9 protein-coding genes are annotated in these 12,064 nt (G+C 72.4%); 4 read left to right on the forward strand and 5 right to left on the reverse strand.

Features of this window, described 5'->3' with window-relative positions; translation table 11 throughout:
• Window positions 1-9: 9 nt before the first annotated feature.
• Entirely contained in the window at window positions 10-939 is a 930-nt protein-coding gene (ispH, locus tag BLS99_RS20365) for a 4-hydroxy-3-methylbut-2-enyl diphosphate reductase (protein WP_245712340.1), read from the forward strand.
• A 347-nt stretch (window positions 940-1,286) separates the two neighbouring features.
• On the opposite strand, the gene BLS99_RS20370 is transcribed toward ispH, so the two are convergent.
• From BLS99_RS20370 to BLS99_RS20380, 3 genes are all read right to left on the reverse strand, one after another.
• Window positions 1,287-2,426, reverse strand: a complete 1,140-nt coding sequence (locus BLS99_RS20370; protein ID WP_091053574.1) for an alpha/beta hydrolase family protein — start codon at window positions 2,424-2,426, stop codon at window positions 1,287-1,289.
• 331 nt (window positions 2,427-2,757) lie between these two features.
• Window positions 2,758-4,719, reverse strand: coding sequence for a molybdopterin oxidoreductase family protein (locus BLS99_RS20375; RefSeq protein WP_342761290.1), 1,962 nt, complete (start codon window positions 4,717-4,719; stop codon window positions 2,758-2,760).
• A gap of 255 nt (window positions 4,720-4,974) precedes the next feature.
• Window positions 4,975-6,384: an MFS transporter gene (locus tag BLS99_RS20380; RefSeq protein WP_091053576.1), complete on the reverse strand. Its 1,410-nt coding sequence runs from the start codon at window positions 6,382-6,384 to the stop codon at window positions 4,975-4,977.
• A gap of 309 nt (window positions 6,385-6,693) precedes the next feature.
• Here BLS99_RS20380 and BLS99_RS20385 point away from each other — a divergent pair, with 309 nt between their 5' ends.
• A complete protein-coding gene (locus BLS99_RS20385; RefSeq protein WP_176953459.1) occupies window positions 6,694-7,611 on the forward strand; it encodes an ABC transporter ATP-binding protein in 918 nt (305 codons plus the stop codon).
• The gene (locus tag BLS99_RS20390) at window positions 7,608-8,702 is read left to right on the forward strand and encodes an ABC transporter permease (protein ID WP_143034888.1); all 1,095 of its coding nucleotides are present in this window, start codon (window positions 7,608-7,610) and stop codon (window positions 8,700-8,702) included. Before BLS99_RS20385 ends, BLS99_RS20390 begins: the two co-directional genes overlap by 4 nt.
• 84 nt (window positions 8,703-8,786) lie before the next feature.
• Here the strand turns inward: BLS99_RS20390 and rsmI are convergent, their stop codons facing one another.
• A complete protein-coding gene (gene rsmI, locus BLS99_RS20395; protein WP_218126776.1) occupies window positions 8,787-9,650 on the reverse strand; it encodes a 16S rRNA (cytidine(1402)-2'-O)-methyltransferase in 864 nt (287 codons plus the stop codon).
• Between the two features lie 298 nt (window positions 9,651-9,948).
• Here rsmI and BLS99_RS20400 point away from each other — a divergent pair, with 298 nt between their 5' ends.
• On the forward strand, window positions 9,949-10,506 hold the full coding sequence (locus BLS99_RS20400) for a restriction endonuclease (protein WP_176953460.1): 558 nt from the start codon (window positions 9,949-9,951) through the stop codon (window positions 10,504-10,506).
• 66 nt (window positions 10,507-10,572) lie between these two features.
• Here the strand turns inward: BLS99_RS20400 and BLS99_RS20405 are convergent, their stop codons facing one another.
• Complete coding sequence (locus BLS99_RS20405; RefSeq protein ID WP_091053580.1) at window positions 10,573-11,994, reverse strand: S1C family serine protease; 1,422 nt, start codon at window positions 11,992-11,994, stop codon at window positions 10,573-10,575.
• Between the last annotated feature and the right edge of the window lie 70 nt (window positions 11,995-12,064).

Here is a 12,064-nt window from a genome sequence, read left to right on the forward strand (position 1 = left end):
GTACCGAGGATGCGCCGGGTCCTGCTGCCCGCGCCGCGGTCGTTCTGCGCGGGCGTGGAGCGGGCGATCGAGATCGTCGAGCGACTGCTGGAGCGGCACGGCCCGCCGGTGTACGTGCGCAACCAGATCGTCCACAACGCGCATGTGGTGGCGGACCTGGAGGCGCGGGGCGCGGTGTTCGTCTCGGAGCTGGACGAGGTGCCCGAGCACGCGCTGGTGGTGTTCAGCGCGCACGGGGTCGCTCCGGCGGTGGAGGCGGAGGCGGCGCGGCGCGGGCTGGACGCGGTCGACGCGACGTGCCCGCTGGTCGCGAAGGTGCACGCGGAGGCGCGGCGCGCGGCCGACTCCGGGGACACGGTGCTGCTCATCGGGCACGAGGGGCACGAGGAGGTCGTCGGGACGATGGGGGTGGCCCCGGGCCGGACGCTCCTGGTGCCGAGCGCGGCCGAGGCGGCGGCGCTGCGGGTGGAGGACGAGGAGCGGGTCACGTACCTGAGCCAGACCACCCTGTCGGTGTCCGAAGTGGAGGAGATCGCGGCGGCGCTGCGCTCGCGGTTCCCGCGCATCAGAGGGCAAGGGGCCGAGGACATCTGCTACGCCACGAGCAACCGCCAGGCCGCGGTGGCCGCGGTGGTGGCGGAGGCGGACCTGGTGCTGGTGGTCGGGTCGGCGAACTCGTCGAACTCGAACCGCCTGGTGGAGCTGGCGGTCGCGAGCGGCACCGCGGCGCACCTGGTCGAGGACGCGGCCGCGGTGGACCCGTCCTGGCTGGAGGGCGCCGCGGTGGTCGCCGTGACGGCGGGCGCCTCGGCGCCGCCGCGCCTGGTGGACGAAGTGGTCGCGGTGATCGCCGCGGCCGGCCCGATCGAGGTGGTCGAACGCCCGGTGGCCGAGGAGACCCAGGAGTTCCTGCTCCCCCAGCGGCTCAGAGGAGCGTGACCTCACGACGGCCGTGCCTGCGAACGAGATGAGGCCCGCCCGAGAACGGACACGAGGTCGCCCGGCCGCGCGATGCGCGGCCGGGCACTCTGGTTCCCCTTGCGGGTCTTGGGTACGGGCGCGGTCGAAGGTGAAGCTCGATCACGGCGCTCGGCGCGGTCGAAGGTGAAGCTCGATCACGGCGCTCGGCGCGGCCCGTGCTCCAGGCACTCCCCTTCGGGATCGGCCCCGGGCCGCTTGCGGCACGGCCGGCGATGCGCACCCGTTCAGGGCGGGTTCACCGGCCGCTCGCGGCCCCGCCGGAGGCGGCGCGCCCCCGATGCGCTCGCGCCGCAACTCTTCCTGCCCTAGTACTTGTGGAACTCGAGCTCGGGCCAGTCGGTGCTCGGGTCGAGGACGGGTTCGGTCTCGCCGCGCAGGTGCGCGTCGACGAATCCGACGATGAGGGCGCGGGCGATCTCGTTAGCGCGGTACCCGTCGAGTTCGTCGGCGTTCTGTCCGGCCTGCTCGCCGAGCGGGCCGAAGTCGGTCAGGGAGCTGTGGGTGGTGCCGTCGACGGTGATCCAGCGCTTCCAGCCGCGGAGCTTCTCCCACGCCTTGTCCCAGCTCTTGTCCTCGCCGGGCTGGCCGTGGACCTCGGCGCCGACCATCATGAACGGCCGGTCGAGCTTGTGCGGGTCGAGGGCGAAGAAGGTGCCGTCGAGGTTGAACCCGGCGTCGAAGCGGTCGTCGGCGGCCATGGCGCGGTGGCTGCCGGCGCCGCCGATGGAGTGCCCGCCGACGGCCACGCGGTCGGCGTCGATGACGCCCGCGTCATCCCAGGCCGGGTCGTCGCCGGTGAGCTCGTCGAGCACGAAGGACAGGTCGGTGCCGCGGGTGCGGGCCACCTCGTCCACGTTGTCCATGTCGCAGGCGAGGCATTCGGTGGTGCGGCCGTCGGGGAAGGTGATCGGGGCTTCGTAGTTGTGGCCCACGGCGGCCACGGCGTAGCCGTTGCTCGCGAACTCCTCGGCGAGGCCGGTGAGCGTGGCGCGCGGGAACGAGAACCCGGGCGAGAGGATCACGAGCGGGAGGGTCCCGTCGTCGGCGAGCGGTTCGGCGTCGGCGACGGAGTTCGTCGTGACCGAGGAGAGCAGTTCGCCGGGGAGGTTCAGCTGCGCGCCGAACAGGGCCCCTTCCTCGGGGGACATGTACGGGGCGGTCGGCCCGTCGGTCTCGGCGGTCGGGTACCACATGGTGACCATGAGCTCCCGGTCCGTGCCGGGGACCCACGGGTCCTCGCGGCCTTCGTCCACGAGGTGGAGCCGGGTGGTCCCGGTCGCGAAACCACCGCCGGGAGCGGGGACGTCGAGGACCGGGACCGCGGCTTCGGCGGCGCCCGCAGCGTCCCCTCCGGTCGTCTCGGCGTTCGCGGTGGAGGCGGTGAGCGCGCCCGTGACGGCCAGCGCGGTGGCGGCGAGGAGTGCGCGTTCGACGTGTCGTTGCAAGGCAGGGCTCCTGATCTGGTGCGGTCCGGTCCGGTCCGGTGTGGCCCGAGCGCGGCGCGGTGCGGTGCGGTCTCGATGGCCTGGTCGGCCGGGCCGTGTGGCCCGGCCGCCGTTCAACCGTAGAAACCGGAGCGCCTGTCCCGCATGGGTCTTTCGACCGGACCGTCTCCGTCCTAAGACCGATCTTTCGCGGCCCGGAACCCTGACGAAAGTCAGGTCCGGCCGCACCCACCACACGACCGGATTCGCTGTCTTCCCCTTGGGGCTAACGCATCTCGAAGATGCGAACGGCCAGCCGTCGGCCCGGCCGCCGCACAGATCCTGCGGCGCGCTACCGGGGCGCGGGGGCGATCTTGACGGCGCAGACCTTGAACTCGGGCATGCGGCTGACGGGGTCGAGGACGTCGGAGACGGCCGCGTTGGCGTTCTCGGCGCCGGGGAAGTGGAAGGGGCTGAACACGGTGTCGGGCCTGATGTCGGCGCTGAGCAGGGCGGGCGCGGTGTAGGAGCCGCGGCGGGAGGTGACGCGGACGAGGTCGCCGTCGCCGATGCCGTGGCGCACGGCCGTGTCGGGGTGGATCTGGAGGAACTGGCCGCCGTCGAGGGAGCCGATGCGGCGGGTCTGGGCGCCGGACTGGTACTGGGTGAGGATGCGGCCGGTCGTCAGGTACAGGGGGTAGACGCTGTCGCGGCGCTCGGCGGGGTGGCGGTGGTCGACGGCGATGAAGCGCGCCCGCCCGTCCGGGGTGGGGAACGTGAGGTCGGTGAACATGCGGGGCGTGCCCTCGTGGTCGGCGGCGGGCACCGGCCACTGGAAGGACCGCTCCTCCAAGCGCGCGTAGGAGAGTCCGGAGTAGTCGGCCTTGCCGCCCGCGGAGGCGCGGCCGAGTTCGGCGAAGATCGCCTCCGGGTCGGTGGAGTAGGTGCCGGGGGCGTCGAGGCGGGCGGCGAGCTCCTTCATGATCCACAGGTCGGAGCGGACGCCGTCAGGGGCGGGGCGCAGGGTGCGGCGGCGGATGACGCGGCCTTCGAGGTTGGTCATGGTGCCGTCCTCCTCCGCCCACTGCGTCACCGGGAGGACCACTTCGGCGAGGCGGGCGGTCTCGGACATGACGAAGTCGAAGGAGACGAGCGAGTCGAGGTCCTTGAGCCGGTCGGCGACGCGGGCGGCGCGCGGCGCGGACACGACCGGGTTGGAGCCGAGGACGAACAGCATCTTGACCTCGTCGCCGCACTTGCGCAGCAGTTCGACCGCGGAGACGCCCGCGCCGGGCAGGGTGCCGGGGTCGACGCCCCACACGGCGGCGACGTGCTCGCGCGCGGCCGGGTCGGTGATCATCCGGTACCCGGGGAGCTGGTCGGCCTTCTGGCCGTGCTCGCGCCCGCCCTGGCCGTTGCCCTGGCCGGTGAGGCACCCGTACCCGGAGGAGGGCCGGCCGGGGAGTCCGAGGGCGAGGGCGAGGTTGATCCACGCGGTGACGGTGTCGACGCCCTTCGCGTGCTGCTCGGAGCCGCGCGCGGTGAGGAGCACGGTGCGCTTGCCGGCCATGAGGCGGGCCGCGGCGTACAGGTCGGGGACGGACACGCCGGTGATCCGCTCGACGAACGCGGGCCAGTACCCGGCGGCGGTCTGGCGGACCTCGTCGAACCCGGTGGTGTGCGCGCCGATGTAGTCGTGGTCGAGGTAGCCCTGCTCGATCGCGATGTGCAGCAGGCCGTTCGCCAGCGCGAGGTCGGTGCCGGGCACGGGCTGGAGGTGGAGCTGGGCGGTCTCGGCGGTGGCGGTGCGGCGCGGGTCGACGACGACGAGTTCGGCGCCGGTGAGGAACCGCATGAACGGCGGCATGGTCTCGGCGGGGTTGGCGCCGACGAGGACGACGACCTCGGCGTCCTTGAGGTCCTCGGCGGGGAAGGGGAGGCCGCGGTCGATCCCGAAGGAGCGGTTGAGAGCCGCGGAGGCCGAGGACATGCAGAAGCGGCCGTTGTAGTCGATGTGCTTGGTGCCCAGTGCGAGGCGGGTCCACTTGCCGAGCTGGTAGACCTTCTCGTTGGTGAGCCCGCCGCCGCCGAAGACGCCGACGGCGTCCTCCCCGTGCTCGGCCTGGACGCGGCGGACCCGGTCGGCGACGTGGTCGAGGGCGGTCTCCCAGGAGACGGGTTCGCCGCGCAGGAGGGGCCGCGTGATCCGCTCGGGGTGGTCGAGGAGTTCGGGGGAGGTCCACCCCTTCTTGCACATGCCGCCGCCGCGCGGGGCCGCGGTGACGGTCCCGTCGGCGTCCTCTTCGAGCCGCATGCCGCACTGGAGGGCGCAGTAGGGGCAGTGGGTGTCGGCGGTGCGGAGCACGGGGAGCCGGGTGCGCGAGGGGTCCTGCGGGGCGGGGCCGTTCGCGTCCGGGGAGACGAACGGTCGGGCGGAGCTGGGGGTTCGCGACATGGAGCGAGTGTGCCCAGGAGTCGTTTCAGGGGCGCGTGAGCGGTGTTTCCGGGATGCTAAGTGGCCCGCAATCACCGGTGTGCGGCGATTGCGGGCGCGGACACCGGCGCCGGGTCAGACCTTGGCGTAGGCGAGGCTCGGGGCCTTCGCGACGAGGACGGTCCGCTGGTAGCACCACCAGTTGAGGGCCAGGAAGAAGGCGTACGCGCCGACGAACGCCCACATCGCGGGGACCACCGAGCCGGTGGTCTCGTTGGCGATGCGGAAGCCCTGGTTGACGAGGAACCCGCCGAACGCGCCGATCGCGGAGATCCAGCCGAGCGCGGCGGCGGTGAGCTTCTTGGCCCGGAGCACGTCGGCCTCGCCCGGGCGCCCCCCGGCCGCGGCTGCGGCCTCGGCCTGGAAGATCGCCGGGATGGACCGGTAGGTGGAGCCGTTCGCGATGCCGCTGGAGACGAACAGGAGCATGAACGCGGTGAAGAACAGCGGGAACGACCCCGTGTTGATCCCCCAGACGGCGCCCATCGCGCCGACCGCCATGAGGGCGAACGCGGCGGAGGTGATGGGGGCGCCGGCGAGGCGGTCGGCGAACCAGCCGCCGACCGGGCGCACCAGGGACCCGACGAGCGGGCCGAGCGCGGCGATCCACAGGGCGTTGAACTCCGGGAACGTCAGTTTGATGACGAGCGGGAACGCGAACGAGTAGCCGATGAACGACCCGAACGTGCCGATGTAGAGGACGCTCATGATCCAGGTGTGCTTGCGGGTGAGCGCGGGCAGCTGCTCGCGGATCGAGGTGCGCGAGACCGACAGGTTGTCCATGGCGCGCCAGGCCATGACCGCGGCGAACACGGCCAGGACCAGCCACAGCAGCGGCACGTTGTGCAGGTAGAACGGCTGCCCGGCGTCGTTCGAGCCCTGGGAGGAGCCGAGGATCGCGGCGCCGATGACGAGGGGCCCGAAGAACTGGACGGCCGCGACGCCGATGTTGCCGCCCGCGGCGTTGACGCCGAGCGCGGAGCCGCGGTGGCGCTCCGGGTAGAAGTACGAGATGTTCGCCATCGAGGAGGCGAAGTTCCCGCCGCCGAACCCGGCCGTGACCCCGGCGACGATGAACATCCAGTAGGGCGTGCCCGGGGTCATGACGCAGTACGCGAGGAGCCCGGTGGGGACGACCAGGAGGCCCGCGGAGATCATCGTCCAGTTGCGGCCGCCGAAGACGGCCACCGCCGCGGTGTAGGGGATGCGCAGGAACGCGCCGACCAGGTTCGGGACCGCGGTGAGCCAGAACAGCTGGCCGACGCTGAAGTCGTAACCGGAGGCGGCCAGGTACGGGGTGATGATGCTGAACATCGTCCACACCGAGAAGCCGAGGTGCTCGGCGAGCACCGACCACACCAGGTTGCGCCGGGCGGTGCGGCGGCCGGTCGACTGCCAGAAGCCCTCGTCGTCGGGGCGCCAGTCCGAGATCCAGCCTCTGCGGGGGGCGGCCGTGCCGGCCGGGGGCGTCAGTGTCGATGTCATGCGGCCACCTTCGGCGAGCGGCGTTGCCTGGACGTGCGGCCTCCGTACCGGGCCCGTGAAGATCGCCTCACGGTCCTGTTACGGAGGGTGTGAAAGCGGCAGGCCGGTCCCGTCCGGCGAGGCCGCCCCACCCTTCTCGCACCGTCGTACCCGTCGGGCACTGTTGAGCCGGGGGTGCCTGCGAACGCCCGACTTGCCCCGGAACCGCCGTTCATATTCAGCCCGCACCGCCGCACCCCGCCCGGTCGCGAACACCGTCCGCCCGGCCGAGAACCCGGTCACATCGCCCGATCCTCTAGGTTTGCCTGTATGGACGCCGCCATCGAGGTCGCCGACCTCCGCAAGACCTACCGCGGCCGCCGGACCGGCGAGGTCCGCGCGGTCGACGGCGTGAGCTTCCGCGTCGAGCGCGGCGAGTTCTTCGGCATCCTCGGCCCCAACGGGGCCGGGAAGACCACCACCCTCGAGATCGTCGAGGGCCTGCGCCGCCCCGACTCCGGCGAGGTGCGCCTCCTCGGCCGCTCGCCGTGGCCGCACTCCCCCGACCTCACCCGCCGCCTCGGCGTGCAGCTCCAGGCGTCCGCGTTCTTCGAGTTCCTCACCGCCCGCGAGCAGATCGAGACCTTCGCCGAGCTCTACGGCGCCACGAAGGCCCGCGCCGCCGAGATGCTCGAGACCGTCGGGCTCGCCGAGCACGCGGCCGTGCGCTGCGAGAAGCTCTCCGGCGGCCAGCAGCAGCGCCTCTCCATCGCATGCGCGCTCGTCGGCGACCCCGAGCTGGTGTTCCTCGACGAGCCCACCGCCGCCCTCGACCCGCAGGCCCGCCGCAACCTCTGGGACCTCATGCGCGCCATCAACGCCGAGGGCCGCACCGTGGTGCTCACCACCCACTACATGGAGGAGGCCGAGGCGCTGTGCGACCGGGTCGCCATCATGGACGCCGGGCGCGTCAAGGCCGTCGACTCCCCCGCCGGGTTCATCCGGAAGCTCGACGCGCCCACCCGCGTCACCATCGCCTCCGGGCAGCTCACCGACGAGCGGATCGCCGAACTCGCCTCCGGCGAGACCGTGACCGGCGGCGACGGCACCGTCGTGTTCGAGACCCGCGACCCCCGCAAGCTCCTCACCGCGCTCGCCTCCGACGGGGCCCTGGAGGGCCTGGCGGTGCGCACCGCGAACCTCGAGGACGTATTCCTGCACGTGACCGGACGGGAGTGGCGCGGATGACCGCGACGGCAGAGCGCGAGGCGGTGCGCGCGCCGCGCGGCCGCGCCTTCCTGAGCCTGTTCAAGGCCCTCGGCCGCGGGTGGATCCGCGACCGCAGCCAGATCTTCTTCACGATCCTCCTGCCGCTCATGTTCATGGTGCTGCTCGCGAGCGTGTTCGGCTCCGGCGACACCGCGGCCTCGCGGATCGTCGCGGTCGGCGACGTGGCCGTGCTCGACGGCGCCGACGCCGACGAGTTCGCCGTCTCCTCCGCGCCCGACCTCGACGCGGCGCTGGCGATGCTCCGCGAGGGCGACGCGGACGCCGCGGTGGTCCAGGACGGCGCCGTGGTGCGGATCTACCCGTCCGCGACGAACGCCACCGGGGGCGCCATCGCCGAAGGGCGGCTCTCGGCGCTCGTCGACGACGTCAACGTCGAGGTCCTGTCGGCCGCGGCCCCCGGCGAGACGGTGCTCGCCACCGACGTCGAGGAGGCCGACGGCGGTGCGCTCCAGCCGATCCAGTACCTCGCGCCGGGCATCCTGGCGTGGGGCGTGGCGATCTCGGGCGTGTTCGGCGCGGCCGGCACGATCGTGGACTGGAAGCGCGACAAGCTCCTGCGGCGCCTGCGGCTGACGCCCGCGTCGGTGAAGACGTTCCTGGGTGCGAAGGTCTCGGTGAACCTCGTGGTCGCGATCGGCCAGACCGCGGTGTTCCTCGCGGTCGCGGCCGTGGCCTTCGGACTGCGGTTGTCGGCGTGGACGTGGTTCGCGGCGCCGCTGGTGCTGCTGGGGACGTTCGCGTTCCTCGCGATCGGCGTCGTCATCGGCGGCATCGCCCAGACCAGCCCGGCCGCGGCCGGGCTGAGCAACCTGGTGACGATGCCGATGGCGTTCGTGTCGGGCGCGTTCTACCCGCTGGCGCTCTCGCCGCAGTGGGTGCAGTGGCTCTCGTACGCCTCGCCGATGCGGTACCTCAACGAGGCGCTCCAGTCGGTCGTGGTCTACGGCGAACCGCCCTCGGCGGTGCTCCCGCAGATCGGCTTCCTCGCCGCCTTCGCGGCGCTCGTCGGCCTCATCTCGTGGAAGACCTTCAAGTTCGACGAGTTGTGAGCTTCGCTCGCTTCCGTTGCGGCACAGGGAATGTCATACCCTGCGGGTACTTTTGTGCCAGGGGTCCCTTAGGGGACATATCCGTCATTCCGGATTTGCGGCCTTCAGGACCGCGTCGTAGACGTCCCGGCGGCTCACGCCGTAGCGGAGGGCGACCTCCTTCATCGCGGCCTTGCGGTCGGTGCCGGCGGCCTCCAGGGCGGCGACGGCGGCGGCCATGGCCTCCGGGGTCGCCTCGCTCGCGTCCGGGCCGGTCCAGCCCGAGACCACCAGGGTGATCTCGCCGCGCGGCGGGTCCGCCTCCGCGCCTTCGGCGAGGTCGCCGAGGCCGCCGCGGCGGACCTCCTCGTGGGTCTTGGTCAGCTCGCGGCACAGCGCCGCGGGCCGGTCGGCACCGAACGCCTCCGCCATGGCGCGCAGCGTGTCCGCGACCCGCCGCGGGGACTCGAAGAACACCATCGTGCGCCGCTCCTCGGCGAGCTCGCCGAACAGCCGCCGCCGCTCGCCGTCCTTGCGCGGGGCGAACCCCTCGAAGCAGAACCGGTCGCACGGCATCCCCGACAGCGCCAGCGCCGTCGTCACCGCGCTCGCGCCCGGCGCGCAGGTCACCGCCACTCCGGCGTCGATCGCGGCGCGCACGAGGCGGAAGCCCGGGTCCGAGACCGACGGCATGCCGCCGTCGGTGATGACCGCGACCCGCTTGCCCTCGCGCAGCTGTTCGAGCAGGGTCGCGGTCCGCCCGGTCTCGTTGGCCTCGAAGTACGAGGTGACCTGCGCCCCTGGGACCACATCCAGCTCACTGAGCAACCGCCGCAGCCGCCGGGTATCCTCTGCGGCGATGACGTCCGCCAGGCCGAGCTCGGTCCGGAGGCGAGACGAGGCGTCCTCTGGATTTCCCAGTGGCGCACCGAGAAGCACCAAAACGCCCGAAGTTGAAGTCGACACCAGGCCAGTATCCCCCACCAACGGCGGCGGGGGCGGGGCCCGGTGAACGCGCCGCGACGGGCCGCACATGCAAGATGCCGCGTCATGCTGTCGGGTACCGGACATTGCCCTTACGCGTGAGCGAACGGTAACGGATACTTATAGTCACAACACAGGCGACATAACGCTAACCGCAAGCCCTCTGAACCTAATGGAGGCCGCCTTGTCCGTGATCCTCAGAGTCGGAGCGGGTCTCGCCGCTCTCATCATCGGCTACTACGTTCTGGGATTCATAGCGGACCATTGGGCATGGTTCGCGTCGGTGGCGATCCTGTTGGGGGGCACCGCACTCGCGGGCTGGTTCCTCTTCCGCAGCCGCGGCCACGAGCACCGGGACCGCGCGCTCACCGCCGAGCGCCACGAGCTCATGCGCGGCGTCGACCGCATGAACATGCCCGACTTCGACGTCATGGTCGGCCAGCTCCTGGTCGGGCTGGACGCCAAGCGCGTCAAGAAGTTCGGGCACCGCAAGAACGACCTGGGCTGCAACTTCGTGGTCACCTTCACCAACGGCAAGCGCATCATCGTGCGCGCCAAGAAGGACGACAAGCAGCTGCGCCGCCGCAACGGCAACCGGCACGTCCAGATCCTGGGCGGGGAGATCAAGGCCCGCTGGGACTGCGACGCCGGCGTCATCATCACCAACGCGAACCTGCACTGGATGCACCACGCGGCGCGCAACGAGGCCGTCGCACGCCAGCTGGGGGTGCTCATCGTCGACCGCGACCGCCTGGCGGAGTGGATCGACACGGGCCAGCCGCCCGCCGAGCTGCGCCCGGTGCGGGCCGCGATCCAGGCGGGCACCGCCGCGCCGCAGTAGCGGACCGCTGGAGACGAGACGACCGCGGCCCCGGGCATCCCGCCCGGGGCCGCGTCGCGTGCGCGTCTACGAGGCGGAGAGCGTCGCGCTGGTGCTCTCCTCCTTGCCGTCGCGCGTGTAGGTGATGGCGACCTCGGTGCCCGAGGCCGTGCCCTGGACCGCGGCGACCACTTCGGAGGCGCTGGTCACGGGGTTCTGGTCGACGGCGGTGATGATGTCGCCCTCCTGGAGCCCGGCGGCCTCGGCGGGCGAGCCCGCCTCGACGCTGAGGACCATGGCGCCGTTGCCGTCGGTGTCGGCCACCGAGACCCCGAGGTAGCCCTGCTCGACCGAGCCGCCCTCGATGAGCTGCTCGACCACGCTCTGGACGGTGTTCGAGGGGATCGCGAAGCCGAGGCCGATCGAGCCGGAGTCGGTGGTCGCGATCGCGGTGTTGATGCCGATGAGCTCGCCGTTGCCGTTGACGAGGGCGCCGCCGGAGTTCCCGGAGTTGATGGCCGCGTCGGTCTGGATGAGCCCGGTGAGCGTGGAGCTGGACTGCTGCTGGAAGCCCGGGGACTCCTCGCCCGCGACGGTCATGGACCGGTCGAGGGCTGAGACGATGCCGGTGGTGACGGTGCCTTCGAGGCCCAGCGGGGAGCCGATGGCCACGGCGGCGTCGCCGACCTGGATGGAGTCGGAGTCGCCGAAGGCGACGGGCGAGAGGTCGTCCACGCCCGAGACCTGGATGACGGCGAGGTCCTGCGTGGAGTCGGTGGCGATGATCTCGGCGTCGGTGGTGGTGCCGTCGGAGAAGCGGACCTCCACGGACTGGGCGCCGTCGACGACGTGGTTGTTGGTGACGATGTAGCCGTCGTCGGAGTAGACGACGCCCGAGCCCTCGGCGGCGTCGGTGACGATGGTGACGACCGAGGGGCTGACCTTGTTGACGATGTCGGTGTAGGTGAGGCCCTCGCCGGCGTTCATCGACACGGACTCCACGACGGTGGTGCCGCCGTCGCGGTCGGCGAGGAACCAGCCGCCCACGCCGCCGGCGCCGCCGGCGATGAGCGCGAGGGCGAGCGCCCCGGCGACGAGCCGCCCGCGGCCGCGGGGCCGGGGCGGGGCCACGGCGGCGCCGTGGCCCTGGTACATGGGCGGGACCTGCGAGGGCTGCCAGCCCGGGGCCGCCATGTGCGGGGCGCCGTGCGGGGCCGGCGCGGGCGCGCCGGCGGGCAGGACGCGGGTCTGGTCGGTGGGCAGGCCCCCGGTGGGGTGGCCCGGCTGCTGCGGGTGCGGGGCGTGGGCCTGGTGCGAGTCGGCCTGCGGGACCGGACCGGGCGCGACCAGCGCTGCCGGGGGCAGGCTCGGCTCGGGGTCGCGGCGCTCGGCGAGCGGCTGGTCGGGGTCGTCGTGAAGCGGCTGCGGCGCCGGAGGGTTCGTCGGAGCCCCGTCGGGGCCCTTGGGTTCGGTCCCCTCGGGGCCCTTGGTGCTCTCAGTGTTGCTCATGTAAGGCAGCATGCCGGGCCCAGCTCTCGGTCCGCTGCGAAAACGCCTTAAAACCCTTTAATGATGAGCA

Source organism: Glycomyces sambucus, from assembly GCF_900102815.1.
Classification (GTDB): domain Bacteria; phylum Actinomycetota; class Actinomycetes; order Mycobacteriales; family Micromonosporaceae; genus Glycomyces; species Glycomyces sambucus.

Coding starts and splice junctions, on each gene's coding strand:
- BLS99_RS20390 (WP_143034888.1), top strand. CDS start 7,608: ATGACCGCGACGGCAGAGCGCGAGGCGGTGCGCGCGCCGCGCGGCCGC.
- ispH (WP_245712340.1), top strand. CDS start 10: ATGCGCCGGGTCCTGCTGCCCGCGCCGCGGTCGTTCTGCGCGGGCGTG.
- BLS99_RS20405 (WP_091053580.1), bottom strand. CDS start 11,994: ATGAGCAACACTGAGAGCACCAAGGGCCCCGAGGGGACCGAACCCAAG.
- BLS99_RS20375 (WP_342761290.1), bottom strand. CDS start 4,719: ATGCGGCTCGAAGAGGACGCCGACGGGACCGTCACCGCGGCCCCGCGC.
- BLS99_RS20380 (WP_091053576.1), bottom strand. CDS start 6,384: ATGACATCGACACTGACGCCCCCGGCCGGCACGGCCGCCCCCCGCAGA.
- BLS99_RS20385 (WP_176953459.1), top strand. CDS start 6,694: ATGGACGCCGCCATCGAGGTCGCCGACCTCCGCAAGACCTACCGCGGC.